Origin of the sequence: Jiangella endophytica (assembly GCF_003427025.1) — a bacterium.
Classification (GTDB): Bacteria; Actinomycetota; Actinomycetes; order Jiangellales; family Jiangellaceae; genus Jiangella; species Jiangella endophytica.
Genome location: NZ_QVAI01000015.1, coordinates 1 through 21,176, shown reverse-complemented (window position 1 = coordinate 21,176; position 21,176 = coordinate 1). Strand labels below are relative to the sequence as shown.

16 protein-coding genes and 1 pseudogene are annotated in these 21,176 nt (G+C 71.7%); 16 read left to right on the top strand and 1 reads right to left on the bottom strand.

Going from position 1 to position 21,176, the window contains the following annotated elements:
- The first annotated feature begins 66 nt into the window (after nt 1-66).
- The 15 genes and pseudogenes from DZA62_RS25495 (at nt 67) to DZA62_RS37685 (ending at nt 19,683) form a co-directional block, all read left to right on the top strand.
- Nucleotides 67-660 (top strand): acyltransferase, encoded by a 594-nt coding sequence (locus DZA62_RS25495; RefSeq protein ID WP_116951912.1) that lies wholly within the window; start codon nt 67-69, stop codon nt 658-660.
- Nucleotides 661-879: 219 nt separating this feature from the next.
- The gene (locus DZA62_RS25490) at nt 880-3,174 is read left to right on the top strand and encodes an ATP-binding protein (RefSeq protein ID WP_198664178.1); all 2,295 of its coding nucleotides are present in this window, start codon (nt 880-882) and stop codon (nt 3,172-3,174) included.
- A gap of 108 nt (nt 3,175-3,282) precedes the next feature.
- Nucleotides 3,283-4,983 carry a glycoside hydrolase family 13 protein gene (locus tag DZA62_RS25485; protein ID WP_116951765.1) on the top strand — a complete coding sequence of 567 codons (1,701 nt, stop codon included), beginning with the start codon at nt 3,283-3,285 and terminating at the stop codon, nt 4,981-4,983.
- A 244-nt stretch (nt 4,984-5,227) separates the two neighbouring features.
- Nucleotides 5,228-6,454: an amino acid ABC transporter substrate-binding protein gene (locus DZA62_RS25480; protein WP_116951764.1), complete on the top strand. Its 1,227-nt coding sequence runs from the start codon at nt 5,228-5,230 to the stop codon at nt 6,452-6,454.
- A gap of 37 nt (nt 6,455-6,491) precedes the next feature.
- Nucleotides 6,492-7,370 (top strand): branched-chain amino acid ABC transporter permease, encoded by an 879-nt coding sequence (locus DZA62_RS25475; protein ID WP_198664177.1) that lies wholly within the window; start codon nt 6,492-6,494, stop codon nt 7,368-7,370.
- The gene (locus DZA62_RS25470; protein ID WP_198664176.1) at nt 7,354-8,436 is read left to right on the top strand and encodes a branched-chain amino acid ABC transporter permease; all 1,083 of its coding nucleotides are present in this window, start codon (nt 7,354-7,356) and stop codon (nt 8,434-8,436) included. Before DZA62_RS25475 ends, DZA62_RS25470 begins: the two co-directional genes overlap by 17 nt.
- Nucleotides 8,433-9,209: an ABC transporter ATP-binding protein gene (locus DZA62_RS25465; RefSeq protein WP_116951762.1), complete on the top strand. Its 777-nt coding sequence runs from the start codon at nt 8,433-8,435 to the stop codon at nt 9,207-9,209. Before DZA62_RS25470 ends, DZA62_RS25465 begins: the two co-directional genes overlap by 4 nt.
- On the top strand, nt 9,199-9,939 hold the full coding sequence (locus tag DZA62_RS25460; protein WP_116951761.1) for an ABC transporter ATP-binding protein: 741 nt from the start codon (nt 9,199-9,201) through the stop codon (nt 9,937-9,939). The genes DZA62_RS25465 and DZA62_RS25460 overlap by 11 nt, the downstream gene beginning before the upstream one ends.
- A gap of 71 nt (nt 9,940-10,010) precedes the next feature.
- A complete protein-coding gene (locus DZA62_RS25455; RefSeq protein ID WP_116951760.1) occupies nt 10,011-12,326 on the top strand; it encodes a PQQ-dependent sugar dehydrogenase in 2,316 nt (771 codons plus the stop codon).
- Nucleotides 12,327-12,744: 418 nt separating this feature from the next.
- The gene (locus DZA62_RS25450) at nt 12,745-13,824 is read left to right on the top strand and encodes an ABC transporter substrate-binding protein (RefSeq protein WP_116951759.1); all 1,080 of its coding nucleotides are present in this window, start codon (nt 12,745-12,747) and stop codon (nt 13,822-13,824) included.
- Between the two features lie 11 nt (nt 13,825-13,835).
- Nucleotides 13,836-14,705 (top strand): ABC transporter permease, encoded by an 870-nt coding sequence (locus DZA62_RS25445; protein WP_116951758.1) that lies wholly within the window; start codon nt 13,836-13,838, stop codon nt 14,703-14,705.
- Nucleotides 14,702-15,514 carry an ABC transporter ATP-binding protein gene (locus DZA62_RS25440; RefSeq protein ID WP_157987904.1) on the top strand — a complete coding sequence of 271 codons (813 nt, stop codon included), beginning with the start codon at nt 14,702-14,704 and terminating at the stop codon, nt 15,512-15,514. Before DZA62_RS25445 ends, DZA62_RS25440 begins: the two co-directional genes overlap by 4 nt.
- A gap of 17 nt (nt 15,515-15,531) precedes the next feature.
- Nucleotides 15,532-16,896 carry an NtaA/DmoA family FMN-dependent monooxygenase gene (locus DZA62_RS25435; protein WP_116951757.1) on the top strand — a complete coding sequence of 455 codons (1,365 nt, stop codon included), beginning with the start codon at nt 15,532-15,534 and terminating at the stop codon, nt 16,894-16,896.
- A gap of 11 nt (nt 16,897-16,907) precedes the next feature.
- Nucleotides 16,908-18,692, top strand: coding sequence for a rhodanese-like domain-containing protein (locus tag DZA62_RS36525; RefSeq protein ID WP_198664175.1), 1,785 nt, complete (start codon nt 16,908-16,910; stop codon nt 18,690-18,692).
- Nucleotides 18,587-19,683 (top strand): annotated as a pseudogene (locus DZA62_RS37685) (aldo/keto reductase). Before DZA62_RS36525 ends, DZA62_RS37685 begins: the two are co-directional and overlap by 106 nt.
- Before the next feature lie 28 nt (nt 19,684-19,711).
- Here DZA62_RS37685 and DZA62_RS25420 read toward each other — a convergent pair.
- On the bottom strand, nt 19,712-20,356 hold the full coding sequence (locus tag DZA62_RS25420; protein WP_116951756.1) for a TetR/AcrR family transcriptional regulator: 645 nt from the start codon (nt 20,354-20,356) through the stop codon (nt 19,712-19,714).
- A 117-nt stretch (nt 20,357-20,473) separates the two neighbouring features.
- Between DZA62_RS25420 and DZA62_RS25415 the strand changes: the two genes are divergently transcribed.
- Nucleotides 20,474-21,176: MFS transporter (locus tag DZA62_RS25415; RefSeq protein ID WP_198664173.1), on the top strand; the 703-nt coding region annotated here is incomplete at its 3' end.

Genomic DNA, 21,176 nt, shown 5'->3' with positions numbered 1-21,176 from the left:
CGGTCAGCACAAACACCCGGCGGATGACCCCTGGCGGCGGTGCGCGCCAGCCGCGACACTACCGCCATGACAGTGTGGTCCTGGCTCGACGGAGGGTGGAGCTATCCGCAGAGCCGCACCTGGGGGCAGCGACTCACGAACGCCGTCGGAAGCTACAAGGCACGCCGGCACCCGGGCGTCCATGTCCCCCGCTCGTGCCGCATCCACCCGGAGGCGCGCCTGCAGCCCCGGGCCGGCTCCATCACGTTCGGCGAGAACTGTCTCGTCGCACCTCACGCGGTCATCCAGGGCGACGTGACCTTCGGGACCGACTGTTCCGTACAGCCGTTCGCGGTCATCGTCGGGAACCCGAGTGCCGGGGGCGGGCCGCCCGGCCGGATCACGATCGGGAACGGGGTGCGCATCGCCGCACACGCGATGATCATCGCCGCCAACCATGTCTTCGACGACGTCACCCGGCCGATCCATGGGCAAGGGCTTCGCTCGGCGCCCATCACGATCGACGACGACGTCTGGGTCGCCGGTCGAGTGTCCATCATGGCCGGTGTCCGTGTCGGTGCGGGCTCCGTCCTGGCGGCGGGCGCCGTGGTCACCAAGGACGTCCCTCGTGGCAGCGTGGTGGCCGGTGTGCCGGCGCGGGTGATTCGCACCCGCGCCTGAGCCCGGGTGCCGCAGCGCGCGGCGGGTGATCGGGGCGAGGGGGCATCCCCGCTCCTCACCGGCGCGGATGGCTCGTAGACTGGAAGGTGCGACGGCGGCGTTGGTGCGCCCGGCCGGGTGTACCGGAAGTGCCGTCTCGGCGGGGTAGCGAACGCGGGACCAGCCGACATGGCACGGACGAAGCGCAGATCAACGACTCGGACGAGTCTGCCCGCCGAGTTGACGACCTTCATCGGTCGGCGCGGCGAGCTGTCCGAGGCGCGTCGGCTGTTGTCCGCCGGTCGCCTGGTCACGCTGACCGGCGCGGCCGGGGTGGGCAAGACCAGGCTGGCCATCCGCATGGCCGCGGGCATGCGGCGCACGTTCCGCGACGGCGTCTGGTTCGTCCCGCTGGCGGCGCTCATGGACGAGAACCTGCTGGCCTCCACGGTGGCCGAGGCGCTGCAGTTGCGTCAGGTGTCGAGCGATCCCGGCGGCGATCTCGCGCAGTACCTGGAGTCGCGGCAACTCCTGCTGGTGCTGGACAACTGCGAGCACCTCACGGGTTCGTGCGCCATCCTGGCCGGGAAGCTGCTGGCCGCGTCGCCGGAGCTGCGGATCCTCGCGACGAGCCGCCACCTGCTCAGCGTCGAGGGTGAGCTGGTCGTGCCGGTGCGGCCGCTCGCCGTCCCCGCCGAGGGCACGGAGACCACCGAGGCCGACGCGGTCCGGTACGACGCGCTGGCGCTCCTCGTCGACCGGGGCAGGGCCGTGGCGCCGGACTTCGCCGTCGACGCCACGAACGGGGCGGCGGTACTGGAGCTGTGCCGCCGCCTGGACGGCATGCCCCTGGCCATCGAGCTGGCCGCGGTGTGGCTGCGGACGCTCACGCCGCAGCAGATCGTGGACCGTCTCGACGACCGCTTCCGGCTCCTGGACGCGGGTCCGCGGCCGTCGGTGTCGCACCGGCGCGCTCTGGAGACGACCATCGCGTGGAGCTTCGACCTGTGCACGCCGGCGGAGCGGGTGATCTGGTCGCGTCTCTCGGTCTTCGCGGGCGGCTTCGACCTCGACGCGGCCGAGGCGGTGTGCTCGGGCGACGGCATCGAGCGGGACGACGTCCTGGACCTGATCGCCGGCCTGGTGCACAAGTCGATCATCATCAGGGAACCGCTGGGTCACGGGACGGCCGCTTGGTACCGGCTGCTGGAGACGATCAAGTCGTACGGGTGGGCCGCGGCCGGCACGGACGAACAGCGGCGCGCCCTGCGTGTCCGCCACCGCGACCACTACCGGTCGCTCGCCGAGCGATGCGCCGCCGAGAGCTTCGGGCCGCGTCAGGGAGAGTGGTTCATCCGGCTGCGCCGCGAGCACGGCAACATCCGCACCGCGCTGGAGTTCTGCCTCACCGAACCCGGCGAGGCGGCGGTGGGTCTGGAGATCGCCGCGGCGATGTGGAACTTCTGGTTCGCCGGGTACCTGCGCGAGGGCTACGAGTACCTGCGCCGCGGCCTGGCGCTGGCGCCCGAGCCGTCGCCGGCGCGGGCCACCGCGCTGTGGGCGGCGAGCTACCTGGCCCTGGTCGCCGGCGATCCGGCGCCGACCCCGGCCATGCTGGCCGAGGCCGCGCAGCTGGCCGACCGTTTCGACGACGCCCGGCTGCGGGCGCGCATCTCGGAGTGCCTCGGCCAGGCGACCATCTGGCGGGGCGACCTGACCGACGCCGTCGCCGTCCTGGAGGACGGGTTGTCGCGGTACCAGGCGCTCGGCGACCCGCTGGGCGAGTTCGACGTCCGGATCCTGTTGTCGCTGGCGACGTTCTTCCTCGACGACGCCCGGCTGGCCGAGCACAGCCGGGCCGCGCTCGACCTCGCCGAGACCCACGGCGCGACGTCCTCGAAGGCCTACGGCCTGCTGACCGTCGGCCTCGCGGCCTGGCGCGAGAACCGGTACGAGGCGGCGACGGACTCCCTGCGCCAGGCGGTCCGGCTGTGGCAGCCGATGAACGACAACACGGGCATCGCCTTCGCCGTCGAAGGGCTTGCGTGGTGCGCGTGCGCCACGGCGCCGGACACCCGCGCGGCCGCGCTCCTCGGTGCGGCACGAGCGGTGTGGCGGGTCAGCGGCGCGCGCATCAACGAGACGACGCCGTACCGCGAGTTCGACGAGCGATGGACCCGGACCGTCAGGCACGCGCTCGGCGACGAGTCGTTCCAGCGCGAGTTCGACCGCGGCGCGGCGCTCTCGTTCGCCCGGGCCGTCGACCTCGCGCTCGGCGCCGATACCGCCCGCAAGGCCGAGGGACGCGCACCGGCCGCCGGCGTCTCGTCACGCCGGCCGGGCGGGCTGACCCGGCGCGAGCTGGAGATCGCCGAGTTGCTGGCCCAGGGGCTGAGCAACAAGGACATCGCCGCCCGGCTGGTGATCGCGCAGCGGACCGCCGAGACACATGTCGAGCACATCCTGAGCAAGCTCGGCTTCACGTCCAGGAGCCAGGTCGCCCGCTGGCTGGCGGGGCACCGGGAGGCGACGTAGCCACCGGAATACGTAGGGGTCCCCGTAGTTGTCCCGACGCCAGGACCGGCCGGCGACCCGGATGCTGGGTGACACGGTCCGAATCCGATCCCCCACTCGGAGCGTCCCATGCTCGCCCCCAGCGCCCAGTCCCCGCGCCCGTCGTCACCGCCGATCGAGTCCGCCGGCGACGACTGGTGGCACAACGCCGTGATCTACCAGGTCTACCTCCGCAGTTTCCAGGACTCCGACGGCGACGGCATCGGCGACCTGCAAGGCCTCCGCGAACGGCTGCCCTACCTGCGCGGCCTCGGCGTGGACGGCATCTGGCTCGCCCCGTTCTACCCCTCGCCCCAGCACGACCACGGCTACGACGTGTCCGACTACACCGGCGTGCACTCCGACTACGGCACGCTCGCCGACGCGGGCGACCTGGTCGGCGACGCGCATCGGCTCGGCCTGCGGGTCGTCGTCGACATCGTCCCCAACCACTGCTCCGTCGAGCACCCCTGGTTCGCCGCCGCCGTGGCCGCCGAGCCGGCCGGGCCGGAGCGGCAGCGGTTCCACTTCGCCGACGGCCGCGGCGAGGACGGCGAGCTGCCGCCCAACAACTGGCGATCGATCTTCGGCGGCTCGGCCTGGGAGCGCGTCGCCGAGCGCGGCGGCGCGCCGGGTCAGTGGTTCCTGCACTCGTTCGCGCCCGAGCAGCCGGACTTCAACTGGCGGCACCCGGAGGTCGTCGCGCACTTCGACCGGGTGCTCCGGTTCTGGTTCGACCTCGGCGTGGACGGACTGCGCATCGACGTGGCACACGGCCTGCACAAGCGCGATCGGCTCCCGGACCACGACCTCGCCGTCGGTGACGAGCTCACCGGCGACCCCGTCAACCCGCATGCGTGGAACCAACGCGAGGTGCACGACGTGTGGCGGCGCTGGCGGGCGATCGCGGACGGGTACGCCCGGCGGACCGGGCGGGCGCGGCTGCTCGTCGGTGAGGTCGGCCTGCTGGACGCCGAACAGCTGGCGACCTATCAGCGTCCCGGCGAACTGCACCAGAGCTTCTACTTCGACTTCCTGCGGGCGCCCTGGGAGGCACCGGCCCTGCGGGAGGTCATCGACAAGGGCACCCGGACGGTGGCCGGGCCGGGCGCGCCGGTCGCGTGGGTGCTGAACAACCACGACATGCCGCGATCGGTGACCCGCTACGCCGGCGGCGCGCCGGGCCACGGCGCCGGCGACGTGGCCCTGGGGCTGCGCCGCGCCGCCGCGGCCGCGCTGCTGCTGCTCGCGCTGCCGGGAACGGCGTACCTCTACCAGGGTGAGGAGCTCGGCCTCCCCGAGGTGACCGACCTGCCCGACGAGGCGCTGTCCGACCCGGTGTTCCACCGCACCGGCGGCGCGCGTCGCGGCCGCGACGGCTGCCGGGTGCCGCTGCCGTGGTCGGCCGTCGGCGACTCGTTCGGGTTCTCCCCCGACGGCGCCACGCCGCCGTGGCTCCCGCAGCCGGACTGGTTCGCCCGCTACACCGTCGAGCGGCAGCTGGACCTCGGTGACTCGATGCTGCAGCTCTACCGTGCCGCCATCGCGCTGCGCCACCGCATCCCGGCGATGTCCTCGCAGCGGCTGCGGTGGATCTCGGCCGAGCCCGGCGTGCTCTGCTTCACCCGCGGTGACGGGTTCGTCTGCATGGTGAACTGCTCGTCGCAGCCCGTTCGCGCCCCGATGGGATCGCTGCTGATCGCCAGCGATCCCGAGACGGGCGAGAAGGTGCCGGCGGACGGCGCGGCCTGGTTCCTGCTCCCCGGCCGGTCCGCCGCCCGCACCTTCTGACCGGCGGGCCCGGCGTTTCGAACCCCCTGTATCGGCGCCGGGCCCGCCTCCAGGACGACGGCGCCGGTCGGCGCCCGTCCTCGACCGCGCCGTCAGGAGGCGGCGCCCCGGCGGTGCGGCCGCCGCCTGACGCGCCCCATGCGCACCCTTGCCACACCGAATCAGCGCCAATAGGCTCCCGGAAAGCGCTTACGAAAACGCTTTCCAGCCTGGTACGACTTCGGTCAGTTCAACGAGGAGCGACATGACCGTCCCCACCGGCCTTCGGCTCACTGCTCTCGCCGTCCTCAGCGGGCTCGTGCTCGCGGCTTGCATCAGCGGCGGCGACGACCCGGGCACCGAAGGCGGCGACGACACGATCACGATCGGCATCTCCCTCCCCCTGACCGGCGACTTCGCCGAGCCGGGCAAGGGTGTGCAGCAGGGCTACGAGGCCTGGGCGGCGTATACGAACGCGAACGGCGGCCTGCTGGGCAGGAACGTCGAGCTGACGATCCTGGACGACCAGTCGAGCGCGGACCGGGTCGCCGCGGACTACGAGAAGCTCATCAACGACGACGGCGTCGACCTCGTCTTCGGGCCGTTCTCCACCCGCCTCGTGATCCCCGCCGCGCAGGTGGCCCAGGACTACGGCTTCCTGTTCGTCGAGCCCGCCGGCGCCGCGCCCGAGGTGTTCGCCCAGGGCTTCGACAACCTCTTCTACGCGGCTCCCGCCGTCGCCGACGACCACTACGACCACCTCGCCGACGCGATCGAGGCGATGCCGGCGGCCGAGCGGCCCACGACCGCCGCCTACGCGGCGATGGACGATCCGTTCGCGATGGGCACCGCCTACGGACTCAAGGCGCGCCTGGAGGCGATGGGCGTCACGACGGTGGCCGACGAGGTCTACCCGCCGAACACCACCGACTTCAGCAGCATCGCGGCGAAGATCGCCAACAGCGACGCCGACATCATGGTCGGCGGGACGCAGTACCAGGACGCGGTCAACCTGATCCTCGCGCTCCAGCAGCTGAACTACCAGCCGCGGATGACCGCGTTCTCGACCGCGCCGACCAATCCGGAGTTCCCGCAGGCGATCGGCGACAAGACCGAGGGCATCCTCTCGCCGACCGGGTACACCCCGGAGGCGGCCTACCCCTCCAACCAGGAGTTCGTCGAGTTCTACACCGAGGAGTACGGCACCGCGCCGGGCGAGGACCAGGCCAACGCCTGGACGACCGGCCAGGTCGTCGCCGCCGCGGTCGAGGCCGTCGAGTGCGCCGAGCCCGAGCCCGAGTGCCAGCAGCAGCTCATCGACTGGCTGCGCGACAACGAGGTCGAGACCGTCGTCGGCCCGCTGAGCTGGGACGCCGAAGGCCGCCCGCAGGGTGCCCACCTGATCCAGCAGTACGTCGACGGCCGCATCCGCATCGTCCTGCCGGCGGATCAGGCCGAGGCCGAGCTGATCCTCGACAAGCCGGTGTGGTGACGGCCGCAGGTCACGAGCTCCGAAAGGTCTGACTGGGATGTCGCTGTTCGTCCAGAGCCTGGTGCTCGGGATCCTGCTGGGCGGGCTCTACGCCCTCCTGGCGGCGGGCCTCACGCTCTACTTCGGCGTGATGCGCGTCGTGATGATCGCCCACTCGGCGTTCCTCATCCTGGCCGCCTACCTCGCCTGGGTGTTCGCCCGGGAGACCGGCCTCGACCCGCTGTTCTCCATGGTCGCGACGGTGCCGCTCTTCTTCGTGCTGGGCGTCGCGATCCAACGGCTGCTGATCGCCCGCCTCCGCCCGGCCACGCTGACGATGATGTCGGTGCTGCTGACCTTCTCGATCGCGCTGGTCATCGAGGGCCTGCTCGGCTACGTCTTCACCGGCACGCAGCGCCGGATCCAGCTTCCCTACGGCGGCGCCGACATCGAGGTGGCCGGCGTCAACGTGGCCGTGGTCAAGCTGATCGCGTTCGGCCTGGCCGCCCTGTCGCTGCTGGCGCTGTACCTGGTGCTGACCCGTACCCGCTTCGGCCAGGCGCTGCGCGCGACGATCCAGCACCCCGAGGCCGCCCGGCTGGTGGGGATCGACACCGAACGCACCGCCGGCTACGGCTTCGGCATCGGGCTGGCCACGGCGGCGGTCGGCGGGACCGCGCTGGCGCTGGACTCGACGATCTATCCGTCGATGCACTGGCACTGGATCGGGCCGCTGATGGCGATCATCGTCGTGGGTGGTCTGGGCAGCATCCCGGGCGCCGCGATCGCCGCGATGCTCCTCGGGATGGGGCAGGCCCTGCTCCAGATCCCGCTCAGCACGACGTGGGCGCAGACGATCTTCTACGTGGCGCTCTTCGTCACCCTCATGGTCCGCCCGCAGGGATTCTTCGGAGGTCGTCTTGCCCAGCGCTTCTGACCGGACCCGCGGCCCGGGCCTGACCACCCTGCTCAGGCTGGCCGGGCTGCTCGTCCTCGCCGCCGCGGTGCTGTCCTTCCCCTCCGTCGCGGCCAACCCGTTCATCCTGTCGGTCGGCGTGGTGATCATGAGCTACGCCGTTCTGGCGACCGGATGGAACTTCGTCGGCGGCTTCACCGGCTACATGTCGCTCGGCCACGCCGCCTACTCCGGCCTCGGCGGCTACGCCACCGCCCTGCTGATCATCGAGTCCGGGCTGAATCCCTGGCTGGCACTGTGTCTCGGTGCGCTGCTCACCGCGTTGATCGCGGTGCCGGTGGGCATCGCCAGCCTGCGGGTGCGCGGAGCGTCCTTCGTGATCGTCTCGATCGCCTTCGTGCTGATCCTGCAGCTGGTCTTCCAGTCGTGGGGCGAGTTCACCGGCGGGTCGAACGGGCTGCGGGTGCCGCGGCCGTTCGGGCCCGACGTGCTCCGTCCCGAGCAGCACGAGCGCTTCTTCTACCTGCACGCCGCGGTGCTCGCCATCGCGCTGCTCGCCTGGTGGCTGATCGACCGGTCGCGGTTCGGGATCGGTCTCAAGGCGATCCGCGAGGACGAGGACAAGGCGCAGGCCCTCGGCATCCCGACGTTCACGTACAAGCTCGTGGCGTTCGTCGTCTCCGCGTTCTTCACCGCGATCGGCGGCGGGCTCTACGCGCTGTGGTTCGGCTACCTCGACCCGATCTTCCAGTTCTCGATCCTCATCGGCTCCTACATGGTGCTGATGAGCCTGCTGGGTGGCATCCGCAGCCTGTACGGGCCGCTGCTCGGCGCCCTGGTCGTCGGGTATTCCGTCGAGTTCTTCAAGAACGAGTACGGCGACACCCAGTTCCACCTCGTCGCCACCGGGCTCCTGCTCGGGCTGGTCGTGCTGTTCATGCCCGACGGCGTCATCCCGGCCCTCGCGGCCCTGCTGCGGCGCTTCCGCCCGCAGGCGTCGTCCATCCGTGAGGTCACCCAGGCCGAGCTCGCCGAGCAGCGCGAGAGCCAGGAGTCCGGCCCGATCACCCAGGGGGCGAAGCGATGACCAGCACCCATGAGCAGCCGGCCGAGCAGCGGGAGTCGGCACGGATCGGGCTGGCCGCCACGGGCCTGTCGAAGGCGTTCGGCGGTGTCCGTGCCGTCGACGACGCCACGGTCTCGTTCCACCACGGCAAGGTCAACGCGCTGATCGGCCCCAACGGCTCGGGGAAGACGACGTTCTTCAACTGCGTCACCGGGATGATCAAGCCCGACAGCGGGACGGTCACGTACGACGGCGCCGACATCACCGGCAAAGCCGCGCACCGCATCGCCCGGGCCGGCATCGGACGCAGCTTCCAGCTGTGCCGGATCTTCCCGCGGATGACCGTGCTGGAGAACGTGCTGGCCGCGGTCCGGCCACCGAGCAGGACCCGGCTGCTCGCCTCCGCCCACCACCGCGACGACGTCGCGCGGGCGCGCGAGCTGCTGTCCCGGGTCGGCATCGAGCACCTCGAGCGCGCCGACGCGCGGGACCTGTCCTACGGACAGCAGAAGCTGCTCGAGCTCGCGGGCGTGCTGATGGCCGACCCTGACACGATCATGCTCGACGAGCCGGCCGGCGGCGTGAACCCGGCTCTCATCGAGCGGATCGCCGGGCTGGTCCGCTCTCTCAACGCCGAGGGCAAGACCTTCATCGTGGTGGAGCACAACATGGAGCTCGTCATGAGCCTCTCCGACCACGTGGTCGTCTTCGACCGCGGCCGCCGGATCAGCGAAGGCCCGCCTTCGGTGGTCCAGAACGACCCCCGAGTCCTGGAGGCCTACCTTGGCGTCTGAACACCTGCTCGAGCTCGACGACATCGAGGCGGGCTACGGCCGGGCTGCCCTGGTGCTGCGCGGCCTGACCGTGAAGGTGCCCGCCGGGTCGGTCGTCTGCCTGGTCGGCCCCAACGGCGCGGGCAAGTCCACCGTCCTCAAGGTCGCCAGCGGGATGCTCGCGCCCCGTTCCGGCACGATCCGGGTCGGCGGCGAGGACGTGACGGGCTACGGACCGCAGCAGATGCTGACCGCCGGCCTCTCCCACGTGCTCCAAGGACACAGCGTGTTCAGGGAGATGACGGTCGAGGAGAACGTGCTGCTGGGCGCCTACTCGGTCCGGGACAGCGCCGTGATCGCCGAGCGCGTCGGACTCGTCAGGGACCTGTTCCCCGTCGTCGGCGACCGGTGGAAGGCCCTGGCCGGTGCGCTGTCGGGCGGACAGCAGAAGCAGGTCGAGTTCGCCCGTTCGCTGATGGTCAGCCCGCGGGTGGTGCTCCTCGACGAACCGTCGATGGGCCTCGACCCCAAGGCCACGGAGTCCGTCTTCGAGCAGGTGATCCGGATGCGCGACGCGGGAACCGCCGTCCTGCTCGTCGAGCAGAACGCACGCCGCGCGCTCCAGACCGCCGACCTGGGCTGCGTGCTGGACCTCGGCCGGGTCCACATCGACGGCCCCGCCGCCGAACTGCTGGAGGATCCCCAGCTCGCGGAGCTGTACCTCGGCGGCCGGCCCGCCGCGTCCCGATGAACGGCACGACCGCACCCCGAGAAGTACGCAGCACTGTTCCCATCCGCATCCGACAGTAGGGACGAGGACCCATGCGCAGATCTCGTCGATGGCTCGCGGCTGTCACGGCTTTCCTGCTCGCGGCGGCGCTCACCCCCTTCGATCCGCCGGCCACGGCCGGCGCACCCGACCCGGACGTCCCCATCACCGACCCGATCCCGCAGCCGATCAAGCCCTCCACCCGCGGCCTGGTCCTCGAGGAGTACGCCCAGCTCCCCCCGTCGACGCCCAACGGGCCGGTGACGGACGTCCGGATCGGCTCGCGGCACAACCGCATCAACTACCTCGGCGAGGTGCCCGACGGCTCCGGCCGGATGTACGTGCCGGACCTCAACGGCCCGCTGTACCTCCTGGAGGGCGGCGAGCCGCGGCTCTACCTCGACGTCGCGGCGCGGTTCCCGCACTTCCTGTCCTGGCGCGGTCTCGGCTCCGGGTTCGGGTTCGTGACGTTCCATCCCGAGTTCGAGGACAACGGCAGGTTCTACACCGTCCACACCGAGACGCCCGACGCCCCGGGCGAGCTGACCTACCCGTCCCAGCCGGTGACCTCCTCCTCCGTGACGAGCGTGGTCACCGAGTGGACCGCCGCGGACCCCGCGGCCGGCACGTTCAGCGGCACCAGCCGGGAGATCTTCCGATTCCGCTTCGGGGGTCAGATCCACGCGATCCAGCAGATCGACTTCAACCCGCACGCCCAGCGCGGCGACGAGGACTACGGGCTGCTCTACCTCGCCGTCGGCGACGGCGGCATCGGGGTGAGCAGCGACGTGCCCCAGGACCTCGCGACGCCGTCGGGCAAGATCCTGCGCATCGACCCGGCGGGCACGAACGGTCCCAACGGCCGGTACGGCATCCCCGCGTCGAACCCCTTCGCCGGCGAACCGGGCGCCATCGGCGAGATCTACGCCCTCGGTATGCGCGACCCGCACCGGTTCAGCTGGGACAGCCGCAACCGCAAGGACATGTACCTCGGGCACATCGGCCAGCGCGCCATCGAGGCGGTCTACGCCGTCGACGCGGGAGACAACTTCGGGTGGCCGGTGATCGAGGGCCGCTACGCCTACCGCAACGAGAACCAGTGCTGGCTCTACCCGATGACGCCGGAGCTGAAGGACGCCGGCTACGAGTACCCGGCGACCTCGTACGACCACGACAAGCCGGCCAACTGGCCGTGCAACTCCGACTCCGGGCACGCCATCTCCGGCGGGTTCGTGCAGCGCGGCGACCTGCACGGCCTGTACGGCACGTACGTCTTCGGCGACCTGGTCGAGGGCCGCGTGTACTACGCCGACATCGCCGGGCGACGCGACGACCGCGGCCACGACAACGACGTGTCGAGGGAGGCGCAGGTGCATGAGCTCGCGCTCTACGACACCAGCGGCACCCGGATGCGGATGACGGACTTCGTCGGCGACGGACGCGTCGACCTGCGCTTCGGCACCGACGCCGAGCAGAACCTCTACCTGCTGGCGAAGGCCAACGGGATGATCTGGCGGGTGGTGGGCATGCGGTACGGATCGGTCCAGTCGGAGGTCCACCCGTCGATCGCGCAGGATCTCGTCGCGTCGTACGACTTCGAGCACCCGTTCGCGGCCGACGACTCCCGGGAGGAGGACCAGGCGGCGTCGCGCACCTTGATCAGCCTGGTCAACGGTGGCGAGAACATGCGGGTCGACGACGGCGCGTACCCGGGCAGCCTCAACGCCCTGCAGGTGCGCAGCGTCGCCGAGTCGCCGACCGGCCAGGCGTGGAAGGCGGGCGTGTACGCCGCCGACGCCGACGGCGTGGAGTCGCTGAGCCGCTTCAACGGCGCCGAGGGCATCACGGTGATGGGCTGGTTCAAGATGAACGGCCAGAACCCGACCCCCGGCTACAACGCGATCGGTCTCGCCGGCATCCTGAGCGGCAACTCCGACGGTCACGGGGTCCGTGCCCTGCTGGAGCTGATCGACGTCCAGGGGCAGCTGAGACTCGTCGCCCTCGGCCGGCGCATCGACACCGGTGCCTCGCAGACGTTCGCCGCGGAGCAGGACTGGCGCGAGCTCCTCCCCCAGGACGAGTGGGTTCACCTGGCCGCGACGTTCGACTACACGACCGGGGAGATGGCGCTCTACCGCAACGGCCGGCCGATCGAGGGCTTCTACACCACCCCCGGCGACCCCTGGCAGATCGACGGCACGGGCACCTCGCCCACCAATCCCCGTGGCATCAAGATCGGCGGCTCGTACCCGCAGAACGGCGCCGAGCGCAATCCGTGCAACTGCCGGATGGACGCGCTGATGTTCTTCGACGACAACCTGGAGGCGCAGGAGATCCTGAGGCAGTACCGCCGGTTCCTCGACAACTGACCGGCCAGCCCATCGACACGGCCCCGCAGAGGTTGCGGGGCCGTGTCGCGTTCCGTGTGGTGCGGCCCGGCAGGCGGAGCGCCACGCGGCCACGGTCGCGGATGTCCACGTGCCGAACTCGTGGGTCTCACATGATGGATATTACCTAGTAATCCTAGTGTTTTGATAGGAAACTGCTTGGTGTGTTCGACTCCCACCTGACCCAACGGCGCTACGTCGACCTGATGCGCATCGCCGGTCAGCTGTGTCCGCCGGGACGGGTGGCCTGAGCGGACGCCGTTCGCGCCCGTCACGCCGCCACCGCACGAGTCGCTCGCGCCCGTTCCGAGGGCGCCCCCTGCCCGCACCCTTCCCGACGTCCTGCCCGGCGCCGGCCGCCGCACGCTGCCCGGAGCCGTCCCCTCACCTGGAGGATCACGTGACTCTTCGACCCCTCGTCCGGCGCCGGCCGGCGCTCCCGGCCCTCCTGGCCGCGGCCGTTCTCGGGGCGGCCGGGTGCGCGAGCGATGAGGCGACGGCCGACGACGGCGACAACCTCGGCACCGTCGTGGTCGCCACCTCGGCCGACGACTTCACCGGCGGTCAGCTCGCCTACACGATGGCCGTCGCCAACGGCTACTTCGAGGAGGAGGGCGTCCGGATCGAGAACTACATCACCGACACCGCACCCAACACCCTCCAGGCGCTGATCAACGACCAGGTCAACGTCGGTTTTCTGTCGTTGTCGACGACGGCGCAGGCGGTCGAGCAGGGGCGCAACGTCAAGCTGGCCGCGGCGGTGCAGATCACCAACGACTGGAGCCTCATCGTCTCGACCGCGTGGCTGGAGGACCAGGGCATCGACCCGCAGGAGTACGCCACCTGGCCGATCGAGGAGCGCGGCGCCGTCCTCGGGGACGACGCGCTGTGGGCGACGAACTCGGCCGGCGGACTGTGGGAGCGCGCCAGCGCCTACCTCGCGGACTGGTTCGGCTTCGACCCCGAGACCGACGTCCAGCTGGCGCCGTTGGAGAACATCAACAAGATCGCCGGCATCAAGGACGGCTCGGTGCAGGTCTGGCTGGCCAGCTCGCCGGACAACCGGCTGCTGGTGGAGTCCGGCGATGCCGTCGAGGCGCTGAGCACGCAAGAGCTGGTCGACGAGGTGCCGCTGGTCGCCAACGCCCGGGCGGCGGAGACGATCGTCAACGACGACTGGGCGCAGGACAACCGCGAGCTGGCGGAGGCGTTCTTCCGGGCGTACCAGCGCGGCGCCGACTTCGTCGTGGAGAACAGCGTCGACGACATCCTGGCCATCGCCGAGGAGCAGTACGCCGACTTCGACGTCGAGCGCATCCGCACCGTCGTCGAGGTGAACAAGGAGAACCTCCCGCCGGACAGCCGGCACGCCGAGGAGGCCATCCAGGCGCAGATCGACTTCGCGGTCGCCAGCGGGAACATCACCGATCCGCTGCCGATCGACGAGGTCTACACCGACGAGTACCTGCCCGCGGAGTGACGGGAGCCGCCATGTCCACCATCGTGTCCACCGTCGTCGTCAGCGAGAACCGCCCGGCCGAAGTGCCCGCCGCCGAGCCTCCTGCCGCCGTGGCGCCGCAGCCGCCTCGTCGCCGTCGTCGAGGGCTCGCCCTGCGTGTCCTGCTGCACGTCGGCTTCGTCGGCGCGGTCCTCGCCGCCTGGGAGGTCTCGTCCGGCCGCTGGATCGACCCGCTGCTGCTGAGCAAGCCCTCGGAGGTGCTGCGCCAGCTGTGGGACTGGATCGTCACCGGTCACCTGGTGTTCCACCTGCAGTTCACGCTGACGGCGCTGGCCATCGGGTTCCTGCTGGGCGCGGTGGTGGCGTTCGGGCTGGCGGTGCTGTTCGCCGAGCTGCCGCGGACCGGGCGGTTCGCGGAGATCTACATCATCGTCTTCAACGGCATCCCGACGATCGCGCTGATCCCGGTGTTCATCGTCTGGTTCGGGTTCGGCATCGAGACGAAGATCTTCATGGGTTTCCTGACGGTGTTCTTCATCGTCTTCATCGCCTCGTTCCAGGCACTGCGCAACACCGACTCGCGCTATCTCGAGCTGGCCCGGGTGCTGGAGGCGAACACCTGGCAGCGGCTGGTGAAGTTCCGGCTCTGGGCTGCGGTGCCGTTCCTGGCGTCGGCGTTCAAACTGGCGCTGCCGGCCACCGCGCTCGCCGTCGTGACCGCGGAGTTCCTCGGCTCGAACCGCGGCATCGGGTTCCTGCTCATCCGCGCCAGCAACCTGCTGGACATGGCCAGTCTCTTCGCCGCCGTGCTGGTGGTGACGGCACTGGTCCAGATCCTCACACTGGCGGCCGCGGCGCTGGAGTCGCGGCTGCTCACCTGGGTGCCGAAGGAGAAGAAGTGACGACGCTCGCCACCGGCTCCCCGCCCCGCGTCGACGGTGCGGACACCCCGGACCCGGCGATCTCCGTTCGCGACGTCGGGCACGCGTTCGCCGCCGACACCGCCGTCGTCGAGGCGTTGCGCGGGATCAGCCTGGAGATCCCGGCGGGGCAGTTCGTCTCGCTGGTCGGCAAGAGCGGCTGCGGCAAGTCGACGCTGCTCAACATCCTGGCCGGGCTGCTGACACCGACCGGCGGCGAGATCACGGTGCACGGGTCCGGACTGCCGGGCCTGCCCAACCGCGGCTACATCACCCAGGACACCAGGCTGCTGCCGTGGCGGACGGCGTTGCAGAACGTGGCGCTGCCTCTGGAGCTGCATGGCGTCGGCAAGAAGGAGCGGCTGGACCGCGCCCGGCGGCTGCTGGAGCGGGTCGGGCTCGGCGACGCCGCCCACCAGCGCCCGGACCAGCTCTCCGGCGGCATGCGTCAGCGCGTGGCCATCGCCCAGGCCCTGGTCTACGAACCCGCCGTCCTGCTCATGGACGAGCCGTTCGGGGCGCTGGACGTGTGGACCCGCGAGTCGCTGCACGACCTGCTGCTCGACGTCCAGGCCGAGCTCGGGACGACGGCGATCCTGGTGACCCACGACGTCGGCGAGGCCGTCTCGCTCTCGGACCGCATCGTGACCCTCGCGCCCCGGCCCGGCCGGATCCTCGGCGACTACACCATCAGCGGCTCCGGCCGCCCGCGCCGGCACGACGCGCTGCGCGACGACGTCCTGGCCGACCTGCAGGACCGCATCCGCCGCGACCTCGGCGCGGACGTCTGACCTCGAACGGAGAACCCATGACGGACAGGAAGCACGTCAAGCTCGGCTTCTCGATCTGGGCCACCGGCATCCACCCGGCCGGCTGGCGGCTCCCGGAGGCCAACGCGCACGGCACCTTCGACCCCGGTTTCATCGCCGACACCGTCCGGGCGGCCGAACGCGGACTGCTCGACTTCTACTTCATCGGCGACCGCGTCGTCGGGCTGCCGTCGTCGCAGCACGAGAGCCCCAACGAGGTGCTACGGCCCGAGGCGCTCACGCTGGCCGCGTACGTCGCCGCGCTCTCGACCCACATCGGCATCGTCACCACCGTCAACACCACCTATGCCGAGCCCTACACGCTGGCCCGGGCCACCGCCCAGCTGGACCACCTGAGCCGGGGCCGGCTGGCCTGGAACATCGTCACCGGCAAGAACGAGGAGGCGGCCGGCAACTTCGGCCGTGACGAGCACTGGGACTCGGTCAAGCGGTACGAGTGGACCGGCGAGTTCGTCGACGTCGTCAAAGGCCTCTGGGACAGCTGGGAGGACGGCGCGCTCATCGGCGACAAGACCGGCGGGCTGTTCATCGACGAGGACCGCGTCCACGCGATCAACCACCGCGGCGAGCACTTCGCCGTCACCGGGCCGCTCAACATCGCCCGGCCTCCGCAGGGGCACATCCCGATCCTGCACGCGGGCTCCTCGGAGGAGTCGCACGTGTTCGGCGCCCAGCACGCCGACATCCGGTTCATCCTGCTGCAGGACACCGCCAAGGCGAAGGCCTACTACGCCGACCTGCAGCGGCGCCGCGCCGAGGCCGGCTTCCCGGACGGCCAGCAGACGGTGGCCGGGCTGCCGGTGTACGTGGCCGGGACCGCCCGCGAGGCGCACGAGAAGTTCCGCCAGATCCAGTCGCTGACCGTGGTCGAGGCGACCCTCGGCCCGGTGTCGGAGGCGCTCGGCGCCGACCTCACCGGCCGCCGGCTCGACACCCCGCTCGACGACGTCCCGGAGCTGGCCGGCCTGGAGGGCCGCGCCCGGCTCATCCTCGACCGCGCCCGCGAGGCCTACGACGACCCGTCGCCGACGCTGCGCGAACTGGCGCTGTTCTTCAAGCGCACCCACGGCAAGCAGGCCGTGGTGGGCGACGCCGTCGACGTCGCCGACTACATCCAGGAACAGTTCGAGGAACGCACCACCGACGGCTTCATCATCTTCCCGCCCTACCTGCCCGGCCCGCTGGACGCGTTCGTCGACCTCGTCGTCCCCGAGCTGCAGCGGCGCGACCTGTTCAAGAAGGAGTACGGCGCACCCACGACGTTCCGTGAGATCTTCGGCCTGCCCGGCCGACCCGCGAACCGCCACGCCGCCCGGCCCGACCTCGCCTCCGTCGCGTCCTAGAGGAGCCGTCCGTGACCAGCAGCCCGTTCTTCGTCGACCCCGCGGACCTCGCCGCCGAGCTCGCCGCCGGCCCCCCGCCTCTGCTCCTCGACGTCCGGTTCTCGCCGTCGGGCCCGGACCTGCGGCCGGAGTACGAGGCCGGGCACCTGCCCGGCGCGCACTTCGTCGAGCTGCAGGCGCAGCTCGCCGGCCCCGGCGGCGGCACCGAGGGCCGCCGCCCACTCCCCTCCCCGGAAGCCCTGCAGGAGACGCTGCGCGGCTGGGGCATCGACGACCTCGACCAGCCCGTCGTCGTCTACGACAACCGCAACGGCCTGACCGCCGGCCGAGCCTGGTGGGTGCTCACGTGGGCCGGCCTGACGAACGTGCGGTTGCTCGACGGAGGGTACGGCGCCTGGGCCGACTCCGGCGGGGCGACGACGACCGAGGAGCCGGCGGCCCCGGCGCCCGGCCGGGTGGTCGTCCGGCCGGGCCAGCTGCCGACGCTGACCGCCGACGAGGCGCAGGAGCTGGCGCTGACCGGCGTGCTGCTCGACTCCCGTGGCACCGCCGCCTATCAGGGCGGTGAACCGGGCCAGGGACACATTCCCGGCGCACTGGACGCCGGCACCCGGCACAACCTGTCCGAGTCCGGCCGGCTGGCCGGCGAGGAGACGCTGCGGTCCCGGTTCGAGGCGCTCGGCGTCCGGGCCGGCACCCCGGTAGGCGCCTACTGCGGTGGCGGGGTCGCGGCCGCTCACCAGGTACTGGTGCTGAAGTCGCTGGGGATCGACGCCGCGCTGTTCGTGGGGTCGTGGTCGGCGTGGTCGGCCGACCTGGAGCGCCCGGTCGCGACCGGACCGGATCGCGGACTCGCCCGGGCGGTCCGCATCCGCGCTTACGGCGGACCCGAGGTCCTGGAGGTCGTCGACCTGCCGCGGCCGGTCCCGGGCCCCGGCGAGGTGCTGGTGGAGGTGCGCGCGGCCGGCGTCAACCCGGTCGACTGGAGGATCCGGCTCGGTCAGCGGTCGACCACGCCGCTGGAGGCGCCGCGCGGGCTGGGCTCGGACGCGGCCGGCGTCGTGGTCGCGGTGGGCGACGGCGTCGGCGCACGCTCCGTGGGCGACGAGGTCATCGTCGTCGGCTCGCAGGGCAGCTATGCCTCGCACGTCGTCACGACACCGGCCCGGACACTGCTCAAGCCGCGGCAGCTCAGCTGGGCGCAGGCCGCCGCCGTCGGGATCCCCACCGGCACCGCCTACCAGGCGCTGACGTCGCTGCGGCTGGTCGGCGAGGAGACGCTGCTCGTGCACGCCGGAGCCGGCGCCGTCGGACAGGCCGCCCTGCAGTTCGCCCGTCAGTGGGGCGTGCGGGCGATCGCCACGGCGCGGCCGGGCAACCACGACCGGCTGCGCGAGCTGGGCGCCGTCCCCGTCGAGTACGGTCCTGGACTGCTCGACCGCGTCCGGGCCGCCGCACCCGGCGGTGTCGACGTCGTCCTCGACGCCGCCGGCACCGCCGAGGCGCTGGACGTGTCGCTCGCGCTGGTGGCCGACCGCACCCGCATCGGCACCGTCGTCGCCGTCGAGCGGGCCGAGGAGCTGGGCATCCGCGCCTGGAGCGGCAGCCGGCCCGGGTGGCTGACGCCGGACGAGCGCGCGCTGCGGCACGAAGGTGTCGCACTCGCCGTCGAACTGGCCGCCAAGGAGGCATTCGCCTGGGAGATCGCCGCGGAACTGCCGCTGGACGACGTGGCACAGGCGCATCGGCTCAGCGAGGACGGCCACGTGCGCGGCAAGGTGGTGCTGACGCCGTGAGCGGCTACCGGCAGGTGGGCACGTCCGGACTCGTCGTCTCCGAACTGGCCATCGGCACGGCCGCCTTCGGCAAGGCCGGCCGAGTCGCCGACGGGCAGGCCGGTGCCGACAGCATCGTCCGCACCGCGCTCGACCTCGGCGTCACGACCTTCGACACCGCCGACTCCTACGGCGACGAGCCCGGTGACAGCGAGGCGATCCTCGGCAAGGCGCTGCTCGGACGCCGGGACGAGGCCGTGATCTCGACCAAGTTCGGCACCCGGACCCGGGACCGGTCGGCCTCGCGCGGCACGCTGGGCTCGCGCGGAAACGTGCGCCGGGCGGTCGAGGACTCGCTACGCCGGCTGGGGACGGACTGGATCGACCTCTACCAGATCCACACGCCGGACCCCGCGACGCCGATCGAGGAGACCCTCGGCGTGCTCGACGACCTCGTCCGCGAGGGCAAGATCCGGTACGCGGGCGCGTCCAACCTGCCGGCGTGGCGGGTCGCCGACGCCCACCACGTCGCCCGCGCGGGCCGGTTGGCCGGCTTCGTCTCCGTGCAGCACGAGTACAACCTGCTGTGGCGGGCGCCCGAGCACGACCTGCTGCCCGCCGTCCGGCACTACGGGCTCGGGCTCTGGCCTACTTCCCGCTGCAGAACGGGCTGCTCACCGGCAAGCACACGCGGACCGAGGCGCCGTCGTCGGGCAAGATCACGCGGTTCAAGCCGCAGCTGCTGGAATCGGCGCCCTGGGACGCGCTCGAGCGGCTGCACGAGTTCGCGGCCGCCCGCGCGATCACGCCGATCCATGTCGCCTACGGGTGGCTGCTCGCCCAGGCCGGCGTCTCCGGCCTCGTCACCGGAGCCACCACCGTCGCGCAGGTCGAGCAGAACGCCGCCGCCACCGGCTGGCGTCCGTCGCCCGGCGAGGAGGCCGAGCTGCGTGAGCTGTTCGCCGGCGGACTCAGCGGCCGGCCGGGCCGGCACACCGCCTCGCCCGCCTGAACCACGAGGTAGGACGTCGGCGCCGCTCTCAGCGACCGGCGGCGGGGGTCGCGCCGTAGGCGCGGAGGAAGACACGCACGCCGGACTCGACGATCGCGTCGAGCTCGGCGTCGGGCAGGCGGCGCGACCCCAGGCGGGAGCGAGCGTCGATGGAGCCGGTGAGCAGGCTGCCGAAGTGCTCGGCCGCCGTGAGCGGGTCGTCGACGACGAGGCGGCCCTGCACGGACAGCGCGAGGAGCCGGTCGGCGAGTGCCTGGTGGACCCGCTGTGGTGTTCGGCCGAACAGCAGGTCGGCGAGGTCGGGGTAGCGAGCCAGCTCGCCGGTCACCAGCCGGCGCAACGCCTGTGCCTTGGGGTCGCAGAAGCAGTCGACCAGGCGGCGGCCGACGTCGCGGAGGGCGTCGTCGACGTCGCCCTCGACGTGCAACAGCCGCTCGATGGCGGCGAGATTGGACTCCGCCGCACGGTCGGCCTCGACCGTCAGCACCGCACGCAGCAGGCCTTCCTTGTCGCCGAAGTGACTGTAGACGGTGGCCTTCGCCACGCCGGCCGCGGCGGCGATGTCGTCGACGCTCGCCAGCGCGAAGCCCTCCGCCGCGAAGACATCGGCCGCGGCCTCGAGGATGGCGCTGCGCTTCTCGATCCTGCCACGCGTGCCGCCGACCTCGACCATACGTCGATGCTACCTGGATCCGACCGGCCGACTGTCAGACCGCTCATTCCAGTCTGCTAAAACAGACTCATGAGTCTAGTAGACCAGTCTGATCGTAGTCTTCGCCGGATCGTCGGAGTGATCCTGCTCGGTGGCGTCATGGGGATCCTGGACGGCTCGATGGTGCTGGTGGCGATGGAGGCGCTCGCCGCCGACCTCGGCACCGGCCTCGCCCAGGCCGGCTGGGCCTCGACGGTGTACCTCCTCGCGGTCGCCGTCACGATCCCCGTCGGCGCCTGGGCCGTGCTCCGGATCGGGGGCCGGCGCCTGTGGCTGATCGGGTTGGCCGTGTTCTTCGTGGGGTCGGCCGCCTCGGCGCTCGCGTGGAACCTGGAGGCCCTCATCACCTTCCGCGCGTTGCAGGGGGTCGGCGCCGGCATCCTCGATCCGCTGATGCTGACCCTGCTCGCGCGGGCCGCCGGACCGGCCCGGATCGGCCGGGTCATGGGCATCATGGGCATCGTCGGCTCGAGCGGCCCGGTGGCCGGTCCCGTCGTCGGCGGAGTGATCCTGCAGGTCGCCGACTGGCGATGGCTCTTCGTGGTGAACATCCCGATCGTGCTCGCCGCCTTCGCCCTCGCGGTCCGCCACCTCCCCGCCGACGCCCCCGGCCGGGGCGGACCGCATCCTCGCCTCGACCTCGTCGGCCTCGCACTCGTCGGCCCGGGCGTCGCCGGGTTGCTGTTCGCGCTGTCGCGGATCGAGGCCGAGGGTCGCCTCACCGCGCCGTCGGTGCTGGGCGTCGCCGCGATCGCGCTCGTGCTGATCGGCGTCTACACCG

What these genes read in the sequence shown, in the direction of transcription:
- DZA62_RS25495 (WP_116951912.1), top strand. Translation starts at nt 67, where the DNA reads ATGACAGTGTGGTCCTGGCTCGACGGAGGGTGGAGCTATCCGCAGAGC.
- DZA62_RS25485 (WP_116951765.1), top strand. Translation starts at nt 3,283, where the DNA reads ATGCTCGCCCCCAGCGCCCAGTCCCCGCGCCCGTCGTCACCGCCGATC.
- DZA62_RS25480 (WP_116951764.1), top strand. Translation starts at nt 5,228, where the DNA reads ATGACCGTCCCCACCGGCCTTCGGCTCACTGCTCTCGCCGTCCTCAGC.
- DZA62_RS25475 (WP_198664177.1), top strand. Translation starts at nt 6,492, where the DNA reads ATGTCGCTGTTCGTCCAGAGCCTGGTGCTCGGGATCCTGCTGGGCGGG.
- DZA62_RS25465 (WP_116951762.1), top strand. Translation starts at nt 8,433, where the DNA reads ATGACCAGCACCCATGAGCAGCCGGCCGAGCAGCGGGAGTCGGCACGG.
- DZA62_RS25455 (WP_116951760.1), top strand. Translation starts at nt 10,011, where the DNA reads ATGCGCAGATCTCGTCGATGGCTCGCGGCTGTCACGGCTTTCCTGCTC.
- DZA62_RS25445 (WP_116951758.1), top strand. Translation starts at nt 13,836, where the DNA reads ATGTCCACCATCGTGTCCACCGTCGTCGTCAGCGAGAACCGCCCGGCC.
- DZA62_RS25435 (WP_116951757.1), top strand. Translation starts at nt 15,532, where the DNA reads ATGACGGACAGGAAGCACGTCAAGCTCGGCTTCTCGATCTGGGCCACC.
- DZA62_RS25420 (WP_116951756.1), bottom strand. Translation starts at nt 20,356, where the DNA reads ATGGTCGAGGTCGGCGGCACGCGTGGCAGGATCGAGAAGCGCAGCGCC.